The organism is Acrocarpospora corrugata (assembly GCF_009687845.1).
GTDB lineage: Bacteria > Actinomycetota > Actinomycetes > Streptosporangiales > Streptosporangiaceae > Acrocarpospora > Acrocarpospora corrugata.
On sequence record NZ_BLAD01000053.1, the window covers coordinates 110,073 to 129,263 of the forward strand.

20 protein-coding genes are annotated in these 19,191 nt (G+C 68.6%); 9 read left to right on the top strand and 11 right to left on the bottom strand.

All coding sequences use genetic code 11. The features are described from left to right. Positions 1–30: 30 nt before the first annotated feature. Positions 31–369, bottom strand: coding sequence for an HIT domain-containing protein (locus tag Acor_RS19495; protein WP_155338115.1), 339 nt, complete (start codon positions 367–369; stop codon positions 31–33). Positions 370–625: 256 nt separating this feature from the next. Between Acor_RS19495 and Acor_RS19500 the strand changes: the two genes are divergently transcribed. Together Acor_RS19500 and Acor_RS19505 are read left to right on the top strand one after the other, a co-directional pair. After that, positions 626–1,105 carry a SigE family RNA polymerase sigma factor gene (locus Acor_RS19500; protein WP_155338116.1) on the top strand — a complete coding sequence of 160 codons (480 nt, stop codon included), beginning with the start codon at positions 626–628 and terminating at the stop codon, positions 1,103–1,105. Further along, positions 1,102–1,785 carry a hypothetical protein gene (locus Acor_RS19505; RefSeq protein ID WP_155338117.1) on the top strand — a complete coding sequence of 228 codons (684 nt, stop codon included), beginning with the start codon at positions 1,102–1,104 and terminating at the stop codon, positions 1,783–1,785. The genes Acor_RS19500 and Acor_RS19505 overlap by 4 nt, the downstream gene beginning before the upstream one ends. A 56-nt stretch (positions 1,786–1,841) precedes the next feature. Here the strand turns inward: Acor_RS19505 and Acor_RS19510 are convergent, their stop codons facing one another. From Acor_RS19510 to hrcA, 3 genes are read right to left on the bottom strand one after another with little or no spacing between them, the layout of a single operon-like run. After that, entirely contained in the window at positions 1,842–2,567 is a 726-nt protein-coding gene (locus tag Acor_RS19510) for a 16S rRNA (uracil(1498)-N(3))-methyltransferase (protein ID WP_155338118.1), read from the bottom strand. A gap of 59 nt (positions 2,568–2,626) precedes the next feature. After that, positions 2,627–3,757: a molecular chaperone DnaJ gene (gene dnaJ / locus Acor_RS19515; RefSeq protein ID WP_155338119.1), complete on the bottom strand. Its 1,131-nt coding sequence runs from the start codon at positions 3,755–3,757 to the stop codon at positions 2,627–2,629. Further along, positions 3,758–4,771, bottom strand: coding sequence for a heat-inducible transcriptional repressor HrcA (hrcA, locus tag Acor_RS19520; RefSeq protein WP_155338120.1), 1,014 nt, complete (start codon positions 4,769–4,771; stop codon positions 3,758–3,760). A 140-nt stretch (positions 4,772–4,911) separates the two neighbouring features. Here hrcA and Acor_RS19525 point away from each other — a divergent pair, with 140 nt between their 5' ends. Further along, positions 4,912–5,526, top strand: coding sequence for a hypothetical protein (locus tag Acor_RS19525; protein ID WP_155338121.1), 615 nt, complete (start codon positions 4,912–4,914; stop codon positions 5,524–5,526). A 10-nt stretch (positions 5,527–5,536) separates the two neighbouring features. Next, entirely contained in the window at positions 5,537–6,355 is an 819-nt protein-coding gene (locus Acor_RS19530) for a DUF3097 domain-containing protein (RefSeq protein ID WP_155338122.1), read from the top strand. A gap of 3 nt (positions 6,356–6,358) precedes the next feature. On the opposite strand, the gene hemW is transcribed toward Acor_RS19530, so the two are convergent. Next, the gene (gene hemW, locus Acor_RS19535; RefSeq protein ID WP_155338123.1) at positions 6,359–7,576 is read right to left on the bottom strand and encodes a radical SAM family heme chaperone HemW; all 1,218 of its coding nucleotides are present in this window, start codon (positions 7,574–7,576) and stop codon (positions 6,359–6,361) included. A gap of 132 nt (positions 7,577–7,708) precedes the next feature. Here hemW and Acor_RS19540 point away from each other — a divergent pair, with 132 nt between their 5' ends. Then, positions 7,709–8,980: a glycoside hydrolase family 18 protein gene (locus Acor_RS19540; RefSeq protein ID WP_155338124.1), complete on the top strand. Its 1,272-nt coding sequence runs from the start codon at positions 7,709–7,711 to the stop codon at positions 8,978–8,980. Positions 8,981–9,034: 54 nt separating this feature from the next. Here Acor_RS19540 and Acor_RS19545 read toward each other — a convergent pair whose 3' ends face one another. The 5 genes from Acor_RS19545 to Acor_RS19565 form a co-directional block, all read right to left on the bottom strand. Then, positions 9,035–9,874 carry an SDR family NAD(P)-dependent oxidoreductase gene (locus Acor_RS19545; RefSeq protein WP_170316999.1) on the bottom strand — a complete coding sequence of 280 codons (840 nt, stop codon included), beginning with the start codon at positions 9,872–9,874 and terminating at the stop codon, positions 9,035–9,037. A gap of 369 nt (positions 9,875–10,243) precedes the next feature. Continuing rightward, positions 10,244–11,347: a methyltransferase gene (locus Acor_RS19550; protein ID WP_218034371.1), complete on the bottom strand. Its 1,104-nt coding sequence runs from the start codon at positions 11,345–11,347 to the stop codon at positions 10,244–10,246. A 247-nt stretch (positions 11,348–11,594) separates the two neighbouring features. Beyond that, complete coding sequence (locus tag Acor_RS19555) at positions 11,595–12,233, bottom strand: MOSC domain-containing protein (RefSeq protein ID WP_155338126.1); 639 nt, start codon at positions 12,231–12,233, stop codon at positions 11,595–11,597. A gap of 34 nt (positions 12,234–12,267) precedes the next feature. Next, positions 12,268–12,546 (bottom strand): hypothetical protein, encoded by a 279-nt coding sequence (locus Acor_RS19560; protein ID WP_155338127.1) that lies wholly within the window; start codon positions 12,544–12,546, stop codon positions 12,268–12,270. Positions 12,547–12,627: 81 nt separating this feature from the next. Continuing rightward, entirely contained in the window at positions 12,628–13,920 is a 1,293-nt protein-coding gene (locus Acor_RS19565; RefSeq protein WP_155338128.1) for an alkyl sulfatase dimerization domain-containing protein, read from the bottom strand. A 136-nt stretch (positions 13,921–14,056) separates the two neighbouring features. On the opposite strand from Acor_RS19565, the gene Acor_RS19570 reads away from it, so the two are divergent. Further along, positions 14,057–15,253: a PucR family transcriptional regulator gene (locus Acor_RS19570; protein WP_155338129.1), complete on the top strand. Its 1,197-nt coding sequence runs from the start codon at positions 14,057–14,059 to the stop codon at positions 15,251–15,253. 4 nt (positions 15,254–15,257) lie between these two features. On the opposite strand, the gene lepA is transcribed toward Acor_RS19570, so the two are convergent. After that, a complete protein-coding gene (gene lepA / locus Acor_RS19575; protein ID WP_246238784.1) occupies positions 15,258–17,084 on the bottom strand; it encodes a translation elongation factor 4 in 1,827 nt (608 codons plus the stop codon). Positions 17,085–17,158: 74 nt separating this feature from the next. Between lepA and Acor_RS19580 the strand changes: the two genes are divergently transcribed. The 3 genes from Acor_RS19580 to Acor_RS46335 all read left to right on the top strand — a co-directional run bounded on the left by Acor_RS19580 (position 17,159) and on the right by Acor_RS46335 (position 19,109). Next, positions 17,159–18,193 carry a glycoside hydrolase family 18 protein gene (locus Acor_RS19580; RefSeq protein ID WP_155338131.1) on the top strand — a complete coding sequence of 345 codons (1,035 nt, stop codon included), beginning with the start codon at positions 17,159–17,161 and terminating at the stop codon, positions 18,191–18,193. A gap of 145 nt (positions 18,194–18,338) precedes the next feature. Continuing rightward, the gene (rpsT, locus tag Acor_RS19585) at positions 18,339–18,611 is read left to right on the top strand and encodes a 30S ribosomal protein S20 (RefSeq protein ID WP_155338132.1); all 273 of its coding nucleotides are present in this window, start codon (positions 18,339–18,341) and stop codon (positions 18,609–18,611) included. 126 nt (positions 18,612–18,737) lie between these two features. Continuing rightward, positions 18,738–19,109, top strand: a complete 372-nt coding sequence (locus tag Acor_RS46335; RefSeq protein ID WP_155338133.1) for a ClpX C4-type zinc finger protein — start codon at positions 18,738–18,740, stop codon at positions 19,107–19,109. The last annotated feature ends 82 nt before the right edge of the window (positions 19,110–19,191 follow it).

Here is a 19,191-nt window from a genome sequence, read left to right on the forward strand (position 1 = left end):
GCCTGCTCCCCTCCCTAATTCTCACCAATGCTAGCCGAGGCGCAGGCTGAGACCGGTGCCGCCGAGCACGTGCGCATGCGCGTGGAAGACCGTCCGCCCGGCGTCCGGGCCGGTGTTGAAAATCACACGGTATCCGGACTCGACGATGCCCTCCTGGGCGGCCACCGCCGCGGCGGCGATCAGCACGTCACCGGCCAGGCCGGCTTCGGCCAACGCCGCCGCGTCCTCGTAGTGCTCTTTCGGGATGACCAGAACGTGCACGGGAGCGTGCGGATTGATGTCCCGGAAGGCCAGTGTGGTGGCGGTCTCATGGACGATCGTGGCGGGAATCTCGCTGGCCACTATCTTGCAGAACAGGCAATCGCTCACATCGGGAAGCCTAGCGTTGCCAATCGGTAATGCCGTGATGGTCCCGCGGAAAGATCCGCCCGGATAGGGTTTATGTGCGACACTGCACCGTCAACTAAACCCCCGTGTCGGGCGAGGACACAACTGGGCCATGCCCCCTAAAGATTCGGAAGAGCGTAAACCCTCGGGCAAGGACGAGCGTCCTACTGATGTGACCACCGAGACCCTCGTGGCCGAAAGGTCGCTGGGAGCGGTGCCCGTCGGGTGGGATGCCGACATGGCCGTAACGGCGCTCTACAGTGCGCACTATCGGTCACTCGTGCGTCTCGCAGTGTTGCTGGTCAGAGATGTGGCCAGCGCCGAGGAAGTCGTCCAGGACGCGTTCGTCGCCCTTCATGGCGCGTGGCGCAGACTGCGCGACCCCGACAAGGCACTCGCTTACCTGCGCCAGTCGGTCGTCAACCGATCGCGCTCCGTGCTGCGTCATCGCGCCGTCGTAGAGAAGTACGCCCCCAAGGGCCTGCCGGACGCGCCGAGCGCGGAGAACGGCGCCATCGGCGAGCTCGAACGCACCGCGGTCATCGAGGCGTTACGCGGCCTGCCGACCCGGCAGCGCGAGGCCCTGGTGCTGCGGTACTACGGCGACCTCTCCGAGGCCGACATCGCCAGCGCGATGGGCATCAGCAAGGGCGCGGTGAAGAGTCACACGGCGCGCGGCATGGCCGCACTACGGCAGGTACTGGAGAAGTTCTCATGACCATCCCCCCCGACGAGTACGGCGCTCTGCTCCGCCGTGCGATGCGCGCGGAGGCGGACTCGGTCGTGCCGTCTCCCGAAGGCCTGGAAATCATCAGGCACCGCATCGACAACCGCGGCTTCAACGGGCTGCGCAACATCTTCTGGTGGCGGATCGGCGCCTCGGTGGCTGCGGCCGCCCTGGTGGCGGGCACCGTCGTGATGGTCGTCCCCGGCCTCCGCGACCAGGTGGAGACCAGCATCGGCCTGACCACCGGCGACGAGTCCGGCCAGGTCCCCGAGATCGGCGCCACCCAGCAGCCGCCCCCGCCGCAGCCGACCGCCCCCCTCGTCGTCCTCCCCCCGTCGCCCAGCGTCTCGGGCGAGGTCTCCGCGGAGTCCACCCACACCGCGCCCCCGTCCCCCACCGCGGCGGCGGACACCCCCGACCCGTGCGCCTCCCCGACGACGACGCCGACCATCGTCGAACCCGAGCCCAACGACGGCGAGGACTGCCCACCGGACGAATCGTCCCCGTCGCCCACCCCCACCCCGAAGCCGACCCCGTCGGAAACACCGTCACCCCCTTCGCCGAGCCCGACCCCGTCCGGCTGCTCCGGCGACGGCTGCTCGACCTCACCGAGCCCGCTGGCCAGCAGCGGCCCGACCGAGTCGGCCGGAGGCCTGTCCCCGTCAAGCTGACGATCCCCGGAATCGGCCGTGACCCCAGGTCCGGCTGATTCCGGCGGTGAGGTCAGTTACCAGCGTCCTGAGCGTGCGAGCAGGACGGCCGCGGCGACGACGCCCGCCGTCGAGGTGCGCAGCACGGTGGGGCCGAGCAGGGCCGGGGTCGCGCCCGCTGCCCGAAATTTCGTGATTTCGTCGTCGGTGATGCCGCCTTCGGGGCCGACCACGAGGACGATATCGCCCTTTTCGGGCAGGTCCAGGCGGCTCAGCGGCTCGGTGGCCTCCTCGTGCAGCACGACGGCGAGCGCCGCCTCCGCCAGCAGCGCGGCGACCTGGTTGGTGGTCGCCTGGCCGGAGATCTCCGGGAGATGGTAGCGGCGGGCCTGTTTGGCGGCCTCGCGGGCGGTCGAACGCCAGCGGGACAGGGATTTCTCGCCCCGATCGCCCTTCCACTGGGTGACACAGCGGCCGGCCGCCCAGGGGACGATCACGTCCACGCCCGCCTCGGTCATCGTCTCCACGGCCAGCTCGCCACGGTCCCCCTTGGGGAGACCCTGGACGACGACCAGCCGGGGTTCCGGCGCGGGCACATCGTAGCGGCGGAGCACGTCCAGCTCCAGGGCGTCCTTGAGCGCCTCAATGACCACGCATTCGGCCACCGCGCCCGCGCCGTCGGTGAGATCGACGCGTTCGCCCGCGCGCAGCCGCCGGACCGACGCGGCGTGCCGGCCCTCCGGGCCGTCGAGCAGGAGGCGCGGGCTGGTACCCAGGTCATGCAGGAACACGGGCACGGTCATGACAATCACCCTAAGGCTGGGCCGGCGTGCCGGGCCCAGCCTTCGCTCTGAGCTTGCAGTCAACGACCGTTGAAGGCGTCCTTGAGGCGGGAGAAGAAACCCTGCTGGCCGGGGGTGAACTTGCCGGGCGGACGCTCCTCGTTACGGAGCCTGGACAGCTCCCTGAGCAGTTCCTCCTGCTGGGCGTCGAGCTTGAGCGGGGTCTCGACGTTGACGTGGATCAGCAGGTCGCCCCGGCCGGTCTCGTTGAGGCGCTGCACGCCCCGGCCGTACAGCGGGATGACCTGGCCGGACTGGGTGCCCGGGCGGACGTCGATCTCCTCGGTGCCGTCCAGCGTCTCCATGCTGAGCGAGGTGCCCAGCGCGGCCGCCGTCATCGGGATCTGCACGGTGCAGTGCAGGTCGTCTCCGCGCCGTTCGAATATTGCGTGCGGCCGCTCGACGATCTCCAGGAACAGGTCTCCGGGCGGGCCGCCGCCCGGCCCGATCTCGCCCTCGCCGGCCAGCTGGATGTGGGTCCCGTCCTCCACCCCGGCCGGAATCCTGACCTTGATGGTACGGCGGGTGCGAACCCGGCCGTCGCCCGAGCACTCCTGGCAGGGATGCCGGATCACGCTGCCGTACCCACCGCACTGCGGGCACGGGCGCGAGGTCATGACCTGGCCCAGGAACGAGCGGGTGACCTGGGACACCTCACCCCGGCCGTGGCACATGTCGCAGGTGTCAGGATGCGTTCCGGCGGCGGCGCCGGAGCCCTGGCAGACCTCGCACAGGACGGCGGTGTCGACCACCAGCTCGCGGGTCGTGCCGAAGCCCGACTCGGCCAGGTCCAGCTCGACCCGGATCGTGGCGTTGCGCCCGCGCCGGGCGCGGGATCGCGGGCCACGGGAGGCGGAAGCCGTGCCGAAGAAGGCGTCCATGATGTCGCTGAACGGGAAGCCCTGGCCGAAGCCGGCGGCCCCCGCTCCGCCGCCGCCGAACGGGTCGCCGCCCAGGTCGTGCATCTGGCGCTTCTGCGGATCCGACAGGACCTCGTAGGCCTGCGTGATCTCCTTGAACCGCTCCTGGGTCTGCGGATCGGGGTTGACGTCAGGATGGAGCTCGCGCGCGAGCCGCCGGTAGGCTTTCTTGATCTCGTCCTGGCTGGCGTCCCGGCGCACCCCGAGGGTCGCGTAATAGTCCTTGGCCACTTATGACCCCGCCAGGATCTGGCCGACATAACGCGCCACGGCGCGCACCGCACCCATCGTCACCGGATAGTCCATTCGCGTCGGGCCCAGCACTCCGAGCCGGGCCAGTTCCTTGTCGCCCGCACCGTATCCCGCGGCGACGAACGAAGTGCCGCGCAGACCGGTGTAGGGATTCTCCGAGCCGATCCGGACGGTCAGCTCGGACAGGTCGCCGGTCTCGCCCAGCAGGCGCATCAGCACGACCTGTTCCTCCAATGCCTCCAGCACGTCGCGGAGGCCCACACTGAAGTCGGCCGCCGCGAGGTTGGCCGCCCCGGCGAAGACGATCTTCTCTTCGTGCCGTTCGACCAGCGTCTCCAGGATCACCGACAGCAGCGTGACCGCCACCGGGCGATCCTCCGCGGCCAGCCGTTCTGGCAGGTCGGCCACCCTGTCCGGGACGCTGGACAGGCCGCAGCCGTCCAGCGAGGCGTTCAGCACCGCCCGCAGGTGGGCCACCCGGTCGTCGCCGATCGCGTCGGGCAGGTCGACCACCCGCTGCTCGACCCGGCCGGTGTTGGTGATCAGCACCAGCATCACCCGGCGCTCGCCCAGCGGAACGATCTCCACATGCCGGACCGAGGATCTGGTCAGCGACGGATACTGCACCACCGCGACCTGCCGGGTCAGCTGCGCGAGCAGCCGCACCGTGCGGGTCACGATCTCGTCCAGGTCGACCACCCCGGCCAGGAAGGTCTCGATCGCCCTGCGCTCCGCCCCGGTCAGCGGTTTGACCTGGGACAGCCGGTCCACGAACAGCCGGTAGCCCTTGTCGGTGGGCACCCGGCCCGCGCTCGTGTGCGGCTGGTGGATGTAACCCTGCTCTTCCAGCGCGGCCATGTCGTTGCGGATCGTGGCCGGTGAGACGCCCAGGTTGTGCCGGTCGGCCAGCGCCTTGGAGCCCACCGGCTCGTTGGTGGACACATAGTCCTCGACGATGGCGCGCAGCACCGCCAACTTCCGGTCGTCAACCACGTGCTCACCTCCCCTGGCACTCGGTGTTCCCGAGTGCCAAGTGTACGGCTAGCGCCCACAGGGTGCGATAACACCAGCCGGGCAGAAAGACCAAGTCGACTGCAAACGTCCCACAAGTGGGAACCACCACACTTTTGGTTATGAGTTCTCCTTACAGTCAAAATTACGGCCAGTATGCGCCGCCGCCTCCCCCCTACGCCGCCCCCCGGCCGCCGATCCGCCCGCGAGTGCTGTGGATCGTCCTGTCTTGGGTGCTTTTCCTGGTCCTGCTGGTCGTGGGTGTCCTCGGATTCGCCGGCGGCATCTTCTCCTCGATCAACGACGCCGCCCCGACGACGACGTTCGCGAGCGCGGAGACCGTCAAGGTCCAGCTCGACCCGGTCGCGAAGCCGGCCATCTGGGCCTCCGCCGACCAGGCGACCAACGTGGAATGCCAGGTCCAGGGCGCCAACCCGGACCAGAAGGTGACGCTGACCCAGCCCACCGTCTCGCAGTCGTTGACCCTTGGCTCCGACCAGTGGGAGATGCTGTTCGCGGTGGGCGTCCCGGCCGCTGGACAGTACCAGGTCAGCTGCGACGGCGAAGGCGTCAAGTTCGGCGTCGGCAGGGAACTGGCGGCCGGCGCTGACAAGATCGTCGGCGGGGTGATCGCGCTGCTGGCGCTGCCGGTCATCGGCTTCCTGATCGCGGTGGTCACCACCATCGTGGTGCTGGTCAAGCGGAGCGGAGCCCGCAAGCGCCAGCTGATGTACTAGTTTCGTCGGCATGTACGAGCGGGACGTGCTCTCCGAAGACTGGCGAAGGCCGCTGCGCGGCAAGATCCCGCAGATCCCCGCCGATCTCGATCTGGTGGTCGAGGACGCGGACGGGGGGTTCTGCGGGGCCGTGGTCGCCTGCGACAAGGAGGCGGTCACGCTGGAGGACCGGCACGGGCGGCGGCGGTTGTTCCCGCTGGCCCCGGCCGCGTTCCTGCTCGACGGCAAACCTGTGACGCTGGTCCGGCCCGCTCCGGGGGGCTCGCCGGGCTCAGCTGCGGCACGGCGGAGCGCGTCGGGGTCGATCGCCGTGGACGGGCTACGGGCGCGGGTGGCGCGGGAGAGCCGGATCTACGTCGAGGGCGTGCACGACGCCTCGCTGGTGGAGAAGATCTGGGGGCACGACCTGCGGGTGGAGGGGGTCGTGGTCGAATACCTGGAAGGTGTCGACCACCTGCCGTCCATCGTCGCGGAGTTCGGTCCCGAACCCGGGCGGCGGCTCGGGGTGCTGGTCGACCATCTGGTGCCCGGGTCGAAGGAGAGCCGCATCGCCGCGCAGATCTCGGGGGACGAGGTGCTGGTGGTCGGGCACCCGTATGTGGACATCTGGCAGGCGGTCAAGCCGTCGGTGGTCGGCATCCCCGCCTGGCCGTCCGTGCCGCGGGGCGTCCCGTGGAAGGAAGGCGTGATCAGCGCGCTCGGGTGGCGGCGCGAGCCGGCCGAAGCCTGGCGGCACATTCTCGGGCGGGTGTCGACATATGCGGATCTGGAGCCTGAGCTGCTGGCCCGCGTCGAAGAGCTGATCGACTTCGTCACCGGAGCGCCGTGAGGATCAGGTCAGGTCGCGGATGAGCGCGTCCGCCAGCAGGCGGCCGTTGCGGGTGAGCACGGCGTGGCCGGTCTTGAAGGCGTCGACGTCCAGCAGGCCGTCGGCCAGGGCGCGGGCCACCGCCGGGCGGACTCCGGGGGCGAAGTCGTCCAGGGGGAAGCCGGAGATCAGGCGGAGTTCCAGCATGACGCGTTCGATCGCGCGGTCGGCATCGGTGAGGATCTCGCGGGCGTGGGCCGGGGACTTCCGATCGGCCAGGCGGGAGGCGTACGCGGCCGGGTGTTTGACGTTCCACCAGCGGGTGCCGCCGACGTGGCTGTGCGCGCCCGGGCCGATCCCCCACCAGTCGCCGCCGGTCCAGTAGAGCAGGTTGTGCCGGCATCGCCCGGCTTCTGAGGTCGCCCAGTTGGACACCTCGTACCAGCCGTACCCGGCCTTGGCCAGCATCTCGTCGGCGATCAAGTAGCGGTCGGCGGCCACGTCGTCGTCGGGCATGGGCAGTTCGCCGCGTTTGATGCGCGCGGCCAGCTTCGTGCCGTCCTCGACGATCAGCGAATACGCGGAGACATGGTCGGGCTGTGCGTCGATCGCGGCGTCCAGGGAGGCCCGCCAGTCGTCGTCGCTCTCGCCCGGCGTGCTGTAGATCAGATCCAGGTTGACGTGCTCGAACCCGGCCTCGCGCGCCTCCCGGACCGCCTCGACGGCCCGGCCGGGCGTGTGCCGCCGATCGAGGATCTTCAGCACGTGCTCGCGGGCGCTCTGCATGCCGAAGCTGATCCGGGTGAACCCGCCCGCCCGCAGCGTCGCGAGCGCCGCCGGATCCACCGATTCCGGGTTCGCCTCGGTGCTGACCTCCGCGCCGGGCGCGAGCCCGAACTCGTCGTCGATAGCCCGAAGAATCCGGACAAGGTCCCCGGCGTCCAGCAGCGTCGGCGTACCGCCCCCGACGAAGACGGTCTCCACCGGCAACGCGCCGGATCCCAGCACCCGGCGCGCCAGCCGTACCTCGTCGATGGCGGTGTCCGCGTAGTCCTGGCGCGAGGCCCCCGGACCCAGCTCCGTCGCCGTATAGGTGTTGAAGTCGCAGTATCCACAGCGGGTGACGCAGAACGGCACATGCACGTAGAACCCGAAGGGCCGCGCGCCGACGGCGGCGACCGCGCTGGGCGGCAGTTCGCCGGACTCGGGCACGGGATCTCCATCGGGCAACACGGAAGGCATCCCCCTAGTCTGCCGCTCCCGGCTCCCTGCTCGATCCGTGAGTCATTGACGCGCGGAGCGGGGGAATCTATGATCCCAGAAACTTAAAGGAAACTTTCCTATAAGTTTCTCCTTTCACCAGCGGAGACACCTGTGACGAGACTTCTTCGCCCACTGCTCGCCGCCGCCGTCGCCGGTCTTCTCGGGGTGTCGCTCGCACCCCCGGCACAAGCGCAGACACAGACGCACGATGACCAGTTCAAACGAGTGGCCTACTTCATCCAGTGGGGCATCTACGGTCGCAACTTCCACGTCAAGGACGTGGACACCAGCGGCGCCGCCGCGAAGCTCACCCACATCAACTACGCGTTCGGGTTCGTCAACCAGCAGGGCGACTGCTACTCGGCCGACCCGTGGGCCGACTGGCAGCGCGGCGTGCCCGCCGAGCAGAGCGTCGACGGCGTCGCCGACGACGGCACCGGGGTGCTGCAGGGCAACATGAACCAGCTCAAGAAGCTGAAGGCCAAGCATCCCAAGCTCAAGGTCCTGATCTCGCTGGGCGGCTGGACCGGTTCCGCCTACTTCTCCGACGCCGTGCTCACCCCCGCCGGCCGGTCGAAGCTGGCCGCCTCCTGCATCGACCTGTGGCTCAAGGGCAACCTGCCCGGCTCGGCCCCCGGCGCGGGCGCCGGCGTATTCGACGGCATCGACCTGGACTGGGAGTGGCCGGGCTCCGACGGCAACGTCGGCAACGTGATCCGCCCCGAGGACAAGCAGAACTTCACCCTGTTCCTGGCCGAACTCCGCCGCCAGATGAACGCCTACGACCGCAAGGACGAGCTGACCGCGTTCCTCCCGGCCGCCGCCGCGAAGATCGACTCCGGTTTCGAGGTCAAGAAGGTGTTCAGCTACCTCGACTTCGCCACCATCCAGGGCTACGACCTGCACGGCTCCTGGGAACTCCAGACCGGCCACAACGGCAACCTGTTCACCGACCGGAAGGACCCTAACCCGGTCAAGTACAGCGTCGACCAGACCGTCCGCGACTACCTCTCCCGCGGCGCCCCCAAGCGCAAGATCGTGGTAGGCATCCCCGCGTACGGCCAGGGCTGGACCGGCGTCACCGCCGGCGGCAACGGCCTCTGGAAGCCCGCCACCGGCCCCGCCCCCGGCAAGTGGGCAGCGGGCACCGAGGACTACAAGGACCTGGTCAGCAAGCCCGGCAAGCGCCACCGCGACCTGCTCACCGGCACGCTGTGGCTCTACGACGGCAACGAGTTCTGGTCCTACGACGACCCCGCCGTACTCCTGGAGAAGGCGGCCTACATCCGCCTCAAGGGCCTCGGCGGCTCCATGATGTGGTCCATCGACCAGGACGACAACAAGGCCTCCCTGACGAAGGCCCTCTACACCGTCCTCCGCTAACCGCCTGACCGCTGAGGGCCGGACGTGGTCGCGTCCGGCCCTCAGCCATGCTGATCACCTGGCCGACGGAAGCAACGACGTCGGGTTGTCGCCATTCAGAATCTGCGTCGTCCGGTGCTCGATGTGCTCCGCGAATTCAGAGTGCGTCAGGATGTAGAAACGCTCCTCCCGAATCGCCTCCAGCACCTGATCGCCGACGGCCCCCGGGCTCCGGCCCAGCTTGAACGCCTGCCGGGCGGCATCCGTGGACCAGCCACTCGGAACCGGCCCCGCGTCAGCGAACCGGGCCGGCCGGTTCCGCCCGGAAACAAAGATGTTCGTGTCGACCAGCCCAGGACACAGCACGGAGATCCGCGGCTTGAACCCCCCATCCACGAGCTCCATATGTACCGTCTCCGACAACGCCACCACGGCCGACTTCGTCGCACCGTAAAGCGAACCCCCCGTCATCAGACCGGCGACAGACGCCGTATTCACGATGTGCGCTTCCTCATCCTGCCCAATCATGATCGGCAGGAAGCTACGGATCCCGTGCGCGACCCCCATCAGGTTCACCCCGACGATCCAGGCCCAGTCATCGAGCGTGCTCTCCCAACTCGGACTACTCCCCGTATGAACCCCCGCGTTGTTGCACAGCACATGCACGGCGCCATACCTCTTGATCGTCGCCTCAGCGAGCGAGGCGACATCTTCCGCCCTAGAAACATCGGTCGGTACGGCGTACACGTCCGCCCCCTTGCCCCGCAGCTCCCCCGCCGTGGCATGAAGCGCCGCCTCCTCCACATCACTCAGCACCACACGCATACCCGCGTCAGCGAATACCCCGGCCAGTCCACGCCCGATCCCACTCGCCGCCCCAGTGACGACGGCGACTTTGTTCTCCAGATTGCGCATTGCTCTCCCCATCACGCTGACCCCAGGTCGGTCCCACAGATTAAGGAACAAGCAGGTCACACAACATCCACCCACAGACCGATGTATTCCAGAGCCCACTCGGTTACTGTAAAAATGGCGGAGAAGATACCCGCACCGCACCGCTGCTGCCCCCGCTTAAACAGCGTGCGCACCGCGATGCGCGTCTACCTGGGCCGCATGCCCGCACCAAGATTCACCCCTACCTCGGCTGGTACGCCCCGTTGATGAACGCGGGGAGGCGCTGGCGTTTCTTCGCGTCTACCAGCCAACCCGCCGTCAAGCGAGCTCCGGCCTGTGCGACGGACCGAGGCAGCAGCTTCTCGAAATGCCCGCTCTCGTTGTCGCTGGCTACGGCTGGGTGGTGGTGAAGCGGAGGATTGAGAGGTCGCCTGCGGGGTGGGTTTCGGTTAGGTGGAGGCCGGCGGTGGTGGCGAGGGTGGCGAGTTGGGTGGTGGTGCGTTCTTTGCCGGCCATGTAGATGAGGACGCGGAGGTCCATGCCGGTGCGGAGGGAGGCGCCGTCGGGGCCGATCTTTTCGATGATGAAGACGGAGGCGTGGGGGGTGGCGGCTTCGGCGCAGCGGCGGAGGATGGCGGTGGCGGAGGGGTCGTCCCAGTCGTGGATGATCGCGGAGAGGAGGTAGGCGTCGGGGCCCTTGGGGAGGGGGTCGAAGAAGCTGCCGCCGATGGTGTCGGCGCGGTGGGTCAGGCCGGCCGCGGTGAGGGTTTTCTGGGCGTGTGCCACGGTGTCGGGCTGGTCGAAGACGGTGCCGCGGAGGTGGGGGTGGGCGTTGAGGATGGCGGTCAGGAGGGTGCCGTTGCCGCCGCCGACGTCCATGATGTGGGTGAGCGAGCCCCAGTCGAATCCTGCCTCGATGTTTGGGGCGTCGCCGGCTACGTCCACACCCATCTGAGTGTCGTACTCGGCGCAGCGGGTGGGGTCCGCGCGGGCGTCGTCCCAGAAGGAGCGGCCGTAGAGCTGGGGGAAGGACGGCTCTCCGGTACGGATGCTGTGTTCCAGGTGGATGAAGGCGAGGTCGGCGCGACCGATCATGCCGGTGGTGTCCAGCATCGTGCGCAGCCCGTCGGGGTGGTCGTCACGAAGGGTCTCGCCACCGAGGGTCAGGTAGTAGTGGTCCTGATCGCGGTTGTCCCGTTCGCGAGGGCCCACAGAGCCGGTGCCTCCAGAAACGGTGCTCCCAGAGCGAAGCACCTCAGAGGCGGTGTCCTCCGGGCGGGGGTCCGGGGAGCGGGCAAGGACGCGGGCGGTGACGAGATGGTTGAGGAGGCGGGCCAGGGCGTCTGGGTGGGTGCCGGTGGCTTTGGCGAGGGCGGGGGCGGTGGTGAGGCCCTGGGTGATGTGGTCGGCGATTCGGAGTGTGGCGGCTACGCGGATGGCCATCGGGGTGACGATGTCGGCTTGGAGCCACATGTTGGGGGCGTCGTCGTTCATGAGAAATTTCCCCTTCGCGGTTTCGAGCAAAGAGGGAGGACTCTAGCCAAGCGCCGCTCCCACCTCCACTGAATTAACTGGCGGGCTGGCGGGCTCACTCGGCCAACAAATGGGCGTTTGACTGCCTGCTGACCGGGGCCTTGATCGAGGACCTGGTCGACGCGCCTTTCGGATGGCGGGAAGGCTGGCACTACGTCCTCCCCACCGGCTGGACCAGGCATCAGTCCAGCCCTGCCGCCCGCCAGCGCTAGCGGTGGGTTTCGCCCTTGATGACGCGTTCAGCCACGCGGTCCCAGGCCCAGCGGTGGCCGGGGTAGGACAGGATTCTGCGCATCAGGTCGCGGTCGCCGTGGTAGGCGTGGAAGGCTTCGGCGATCGTGACGCTGTTGTCGGGGCGGGAGAGGATCTCGATCTCGTCGCCCACCCCCAGTTCGCCCAGTTCGATGACGCGGAAATACGTGCCGGGGCGGGCGGCTGCGGTGAAGCGCTTGATCCAGCCCTGCTCGTCGAGCCAGTTGCGGAAGACCACGCAGGGGATCCGGGGAGCGGTCACCTCAAGGATGGCCGTGCCGACGCGCCATTTCTCGCCGAGCAGGGTCCGGCTGAGGTCGACCCCCGACGTGGTCAGGTTCTCGCCGAACCGCCCGTTCCGCAGTTCTCGGCCCAGCTGTGGCTCCCACCAGTCATAATCCTCCCGCGCGTACGCATAGACGGCCTGATCGGGAGACCCGTGCGCGACCATGTCGGCCCGCTGATCCCCGCCGAGTCCGTTGACCAGCACGGGGACCCGCCCCTCAACCGGACGTTTGTCGATGGCCGTCCGCTTGAGATTGCCCGCCCACTCGGCGTCCACCGGCAGGCCCACGTTCACGGAGAGTATGCGCATATGACGACGCTACCCCGCTCCCCTCGACGCCAGGTCAGGGCCCGTCCGCGAGAGCCGCAAGTTCCAATAAGGGACGTAACACCGCCTGTCTCGCCGATTCCGGTGACCCGGCCGCCTCCGGGAAGCACGTCGCCGCCGCGTCGAGCACGGCCGCCATCACCGTCGAGTCGGGGAACGGAATGTCCACCGCCGCCTCGCCTCCGGGATGCTCACTCATGTGCACCCGAAGGATCCGCTGCGCCTCCACCGCCATCGCCACACCCAGCATCGCGGCCCGCATGAACCGCTCCGCCGTCACCGCATCCGGAATCACTCCAGCCTCCCCAGTATCGTACGCACGTTCGAGAATCCACGATACGAGAGCCCACCGACAGTTTCCGGCGACCGGCTTCGGCTATCGCCGGAAGGGGGAGCGGGTCTCCGGGTCTCGGCCGTCGATGATGGACTGGGATTCGGCCGCTGCCCAGGTGAAGACGCCCTGGGCCATCAGGGAGCGTTCGGCCTTCGCGCGGGCGCCGTACACGTCGGCGCGGACGCGGTGGATTCCCTCGTCGGAGGGGTCCGCGAGGGCGGCCATTTCGGCCAGGTGGCTGGCCAGGCGTAGGTCGCCGTCGGCCAGGGCGCGGAGGGCGGCGTCGGCGAGGGTTTGCGGGCCGCCGGCCAGTTCGGCGATGGCTTCGGCGACCACCAGGTCGGGGGCGGGTTTGAGGTTGGCGGGGTTGCCGTCGTACCAGCCGCCGTACTGACGCCAGAGGTTGCGGACCACGAATTCTGGCTCGTCGTAGCGGGCCTGGAGGTAGGGGCGGTCGGCCAGGTGGGCGGGGGGCCGCACGGCGTGGATGATCTCGTCGAGGCGGGCGCCCTCGTTGAGTAGTTGCAGGGTCTGTTCGACCAGGCTTTCCAGCCATTCGGCCGTTTCCAGCAGGGCCGTGGTGATGCGGTCGGCGCCGAAGACGGGCGCGCCGTGGCTGGGCAGCATGATCTCGGCGCCGATCCCGGCGATCCGGCGCAGCGCGTACGCCCATTCGGCCGGATAACGCTGGACCTTCTGGGGATTGCCGCAGTTCGGGGTGACCCAGAGGAACATGTCCCCCATGCAGAGCACCTTGCGCTGCGGAATGTAGGCGATCGTCGCGTCGTCGGTCTCGCCCTTCACGTGGAAGAGCCGGAACGCCAGATCCCCCCGGGTGATCGTCATCGTCTCGTGGTAGGTGACGTCCGGCAGCCGGTAGATCTTCGGCCACTCCAGCGAAGGAGCCTGGAACTGCCGTCGATTGATCACCCCGTTGTAGCCACGGGTCAGCGCGTACCGCGCGAATCGCTCGGCCACCGCCTCGTGCGCGACCACGATCGGGCGTGGCCGTCCCAGTGCGGCGGCCTCGTCGTCGAACGGTTCCATCCCGAAGACGTGGTCGATGTGGCCGTGCGAGTAGAACGCGGTGCTCAGCGGGTTGGGCGTCCAGGCGCGTACCGCCCGGAACAGCTCCGCGGCCCCGTCCGGCGAGCCGGTGTCGAACATGACGAGGTCGTCGCCGGCCTCGAAGGTGATCGAGTTCCCGAACGCGGGGTACCAGCCGACCCCATTCGCGACATCCCAGACTTCCCCGCCGTGGGAGCCGCCGAACGAGCCTCCGTCCAAGTCGCCCTGCCAGGCGCGTTCCGCGTAAGCGAACACCGTTTCAGACATGGAAGATCGTGCCCCCTCTGGAGATCACGAGCCGGTCCCAGAATGCGGGATCAACTCTTCTCCTGCCCGGCTGGCCAGGCAATCTGCGCTCATCCCAGCCAGCTCATCCCGATGTTGTGACATGTCACAATGAGGAGTGGACGAGATCCGCGCGACCGCGGCCCTGATCGCCGCGCGCTGCCTTCCCCAGGCGAACCAGATCGCCCGCCGGATCGTGGCCGACCAGCACGCCGCGCTCCGCGACCTGCCCGCCGACATGCGCGACGTGGAGATCGCCGCCACCGCGCGGCACGGCATCAGGCTGTTCCTCGCCCTGGCCCAAGGACATCAGCTTACCGGCACTGACATGCAGCTATTCCGGGACAGGACCGCCCAGCGGGTGGACGAAGGCGTACAACTCAGAGACCTGCTGACGGCCTACTACATCGGCTACCGGGTGATCTGGGAGGCCCTCTGCGCCGCGACCAGACCCGGCGAGGAAGAGGCGCTGCGCTACCTGGTCACCCTGCAGCTGACCACGCTGGAGACCCTGACGGCCACGATCACCGAGGCGTACCTGGCCGAGCAGTCCGCGCGCACGACCGAACGCCGGGAGACCCTTCGTACGGTCGCCCGCGCCCTGTTATCCGGCCAGTACGAGGAGGCCGCCCGCCACGGCGTCGAACTGAAGCCGCCCTACCATGTCATCGCCATCCGCATATCAGCCGACAAAACACCCGCGGAAGGCACCCGGGCCGTCGTCACCGGCCAAGCCATCCTGGCCCGGCGCACGATGCGCAACGTCCAGCGCGAGTTCGACGCCCTCGCGGGCCACCCCGTGCTGACCCTGCTGGACGGAGACGGCGGCCACGCCCTGATCCCGGTCCTGCCGGCCGCCGACCGCGCCCTCGCCCACCTGGCCACACGCCTGGAAGCGTCCCTCGCCTCCCCCGTACGGCTGGGCGTAGCAACTGCCTCCACCCTCGACCGGATCCAGCCCGCCGCCACCCAGTCCGCCCGGGTCGCCGCGATCGCCGAGTCCGACACCCTCCCCACCGGCGTGTACGGCCTCCGCGACCTGCTCCTCGACTACCACCTGAGCACCCCGGGCGACAGCGCCGACGAGCTGACCGCCCTGCTGGCCCCCCTCGACGACCAGCTCCTGGAGACCCTCACCCGCTACCTGGCCTGCGACTTCGACCGCCGCCGCACGGCCGCCGACCTGGGCGTGCACGCCAACACCATCGACAACCGGCTGACCAGGGTCCGCGACCTCACCGGCATCGACGTACGCACCGCGCAGGGCCTGCTGCTCTGCGGCGCGGCCCTCACCGTCCGGCGCTACGCCCGATAAACGGCTACTTCTTCGGCTTCTCCGCCGACTCACCGGTGGACAGCGCGGCGACGAAGGCTTCCTGCGGGACTTCCACCCGTCCCACCATCTTCATCCGCTTCTTGCCCTCCTTCTGCTTCTCCAGCAGCTTGCGCTTACGGCTGATGTCACCGCCGTAGCACTTGGCGAGCACGTCCTTGCGGATCGCCCGGATGTTCTCGCGCGCGATCACCCGCGCGCCGATGGCGGCCTGGATCGGCACCTCGAACTGCTGCCGCGGGATCAGGTCCTTCAGCTTCTTGGCCATCTCGACGCCGTAGGCGTAGGCCTTGTCCCGGTGCACGATCGCGCTGAACGCGTCCACCGCCTCGCCCTGCAGAAGGATGTCCACCTTGACCAGGTCCGCGTCCTGCTCCTCCAGGGGCTCGTAGTCGAGCGACGCGTACCCCCGCGTCTTGGACTTGAGCTGGTCGAAGAAGTCGAAGATGATCTCGCCGAGCGGCAGCGTGTAGCGGATCTCGACCCGGTCCTCGGACAGGTAGTCCATGCCCTGCAGCGCCCCGCGCCGCCCCTGGCAGAGCTCCATGATCGCGCCGATGTACTCGGAGGGGGCCAGCAGGGTGGCCTTGACCACCGGCTCGTGGATCTCCGCGATCTTGCCTTCGGGGAATTCGGACGGGTTGGTCACGATGATCTCGCGGCCGTCCTCCAGCACCACCCGGTAGATCACGTTCGGCGCGGTCGAGATCAGCGCCAGGTTGAACTCGCGCTCCAGCCGCTCCCGCACGATCTCCATGTGCAGCAGCCCGAGGAAGCCGCAGCGGAAGCCGAACCCGAGCGCGGCCGAGCTCTCCGGCTCGTAGACCAGCGCCGCGTCGTTCAGCCTGAGCTTGTCGAGCGCCTCGCGGAGTTCGGGGAAGTCGTCCCCGTCGATCGGGTAGAGCCCGGAGTACACCATCGGCTTGGGGTGGTCGTAACCGCTCAGCGCCGCGTCGGCGGGCTTGGCGGCGGCGGTGACCGTGTCGCCCACCCGGGACTGCCGGACGTCCTTCACGCCGGTGATCAGGTAGCCCACCTCGCCGACGCCGAGCCCGAGGTCGGAGATCTTCGGCTCGGGCGAGATGACGCCGATCTCCAGCGTCTCGTGCTGGGCCAGCGTGGACATCATCAGGATGCGCTCGCGCTTGCCGAGGTGGCCGTCGATCACCCGGACGTAGGTGACCACGCCGCGGTAGGTGTCGTACACCGAGTCGAAGATCAGCGCCCGGGCCGGCGCGTCCGCGTCGCCGACCGGCGGCGGCACGGTGTCCACCACGTGGTCGAGCAGCTCGCGCACGCCGATTCCGGTCTTGCCGGAGACGCGCAGCACGTCCGACGGCTCGCAGCCGATCAGGTGCGCGATCTCCTCGGCGTATTTGTCCGGCTGCGCCGCGGGCAGGTCGATCTTGTTCAGCACCGGGATGATGTGCAGGTTGACGTTCATGGCCATGTAGAGGTTGGCCAGCGTCTGCGCCTCGATCCCCTGCGCCGCGTCGACCAGCAGGATCGCGCCCTCGCACGCCTGCAGCGACCGGGACACCTCATAGGAGAAGTCCACGTGCCCCGGCGTGTCGATCATGTTGAGCACGTGCCCGTTCCAGGGCAGCCGCACGGCCTGCGACTTGATCGTGATGCCGCGCTCACGCTCGATGTCCATCCGGTCCAGGTACTGCGCGCGCATGGACCGGTCGTCGACCACGCCGGTGATCTGCAGCATGCGATCGGCCAGGGTTGACTTGCCGTGGTCGATATGCGCGATGATGCAGAAGTTGCGGATCAGCGAAGGGTCGGTCTGGCCAGTCTGAGTGCGCACCGAAGTCCGTTTCAACAGGGTCTGAGGTGATCGGCGGCTGGCATAGCAGCCACCCTCCATGGTGGCATGTCCGGATGCCTTCCTTGACCACCCGGCGCGTCCTGAAGTGGCTCGCGATCATCGCGGCGGTGCCCGTGCTGCTCGCGCTGATCATCGCCACGGTCCTGCGCCTGGACTACGCGGGAACTCCGGCACCATGGGCCAAGTCCACTGGAAACGACGCGCTCTGGCTCGGCCACGCCTGGGTGGACGGCCGCCGCACGGCCGCCGACGTCAACACCCTGGCCGCCCGGCTCGGCGCCATGAAGGACGTGTACGTACACAGCGGCCCCCTCGACGCGGACGGCACGTTGCCCACCGCGAAATACCCGAACGCGGCCAACCTCCTCACCTGGTGGAAAGCCCGCCTGCCCGGGGTACGGCTCTCCGCCTGGCTCGGCCAGACCGTCAACCCGGACGACGAAGGCCACCTCGACCTGGCCGACCCGGCCACCAGGGCCCGCGTGGTCGCCGGCGCGAAAGCCCTGGTGGACCTCGGTTTCGACGGCATCCACTACGACTTCGAACCGGTCCCCGACGGCGACCCCGACTACCTGGCCCTGATGCGCGAAACCCGCCAGGCGATCGGCGCCCGCGTGCTCTCGGTCGCCACCCAGCAGATCGAACCGGTCACCGGCGCCAAATTCCTCTTCCGCACGATCGGCGGCCACCCCAAGTACTGGTCCCCCGGCTACTTCCGCCAGATGGCCGAACTCACCGACCAGGTCGCCATCATGACGTACGACTCCTGGACACCCCTGCAATCCCTGTACGGCGGATATGTCGCCCGCCAGGCCGCGATGGCCCTGGAGGTCATCCCCGACACCACCGACCTGCTGATCGGCGCGCCCGCCTACCACGACCACATGGTCGGCCTCAGCGACTACGCCGAGAGCGTGCGGATGGCCGCCGAGGGCACCCGCCTGGCGCTCACCGACCACGGCCCCCGCCCCAACACCGGCCTCGCCCTGTATGTCGACTTCGCCGCCACCGACGAGGACTGGCGCGAATACGAACAAGCCTGGGTGCGATCCGCGGGTATGGCCGGAACGGAGATGACTTCACGCTAGAATGGGCCGGGCAGGTGCCCCGCCCCACGCTCTTGATTTGAGTGCCCGCCAGGGCTGTTGGTATCCTGTCCAACTGCGTGTGGCGCGCCCTCTCAACGAGCCGTGCGCGACCATCCGACCTAGACTTCACATCGAGGCTTCCTTCGTGGCGAACATCAAGTCCCAGATCAAGCGCAACAAGCAGAACGAGAAGGCCCGGCTGCGGAACAAGGCAGTCAAGTCCTCCCTCAAGACCGCGGTCCGCAAGTTCCGCGAGACCGCCGACCAGGGCGACACCGAGGCGACCCTGATCGCTCTGCGCGCCGCCAGCCGTCAGCTGGACAAGGCGGCCAGCAAGGGCGTCATCCACAAGAACCAGGCCGCCAACCGCAAGTCGGCCATCGCCAAGCGCGTGGCCGCCCTCCAGGCAGCCAAGTAGCCACACCGGAAACGCCGTCTCCCCGCGGGGAGACGGCGTTTTTGCATGCCCGGATGTCTTGTCAGGGCAACCCTGACAAGGCAGTATGGTGGGGCCAGCACAACATCGATCGCACAAGGAGTCCGCATGCCCGCCCCCACCCTGGCTGAGCAGGACCTTCGCTGCTCGTTCTGCACCAAATCCAAGAGCGAGGTCGACAGGCTGATCGCCGGCGCCGGCGTCTACATCTGCAATGAATGCGTCCGGCTCTGCTCGGAGATATTGGGCACGATCGCCGAACAGACCAAGCTTCCCGAGGTGCCGTGGACGGAGGCCATGTCGGACCAGGAGATTCTCGACTTCCTGCCCAGGGTCGCGGCGGTCGGCACGCAGGTGGACGCGAACCTCAAGGTCTGGGTCGAGCGGCTCCGCGACCGCGGGGTCACCTGGGCCAGGATCGGAGCCGCGCTCGGCACGTCCCGGCAGTCCGCGTGGGAGAAGTTCTCCGGCGAGGAGTGATCCATCAAACCCGTCCCGCGCGGGTCTGGACAGGTCCACTGACGCCGCAGAAAATCCTCACAGTGGACCAGGCCAAATGATC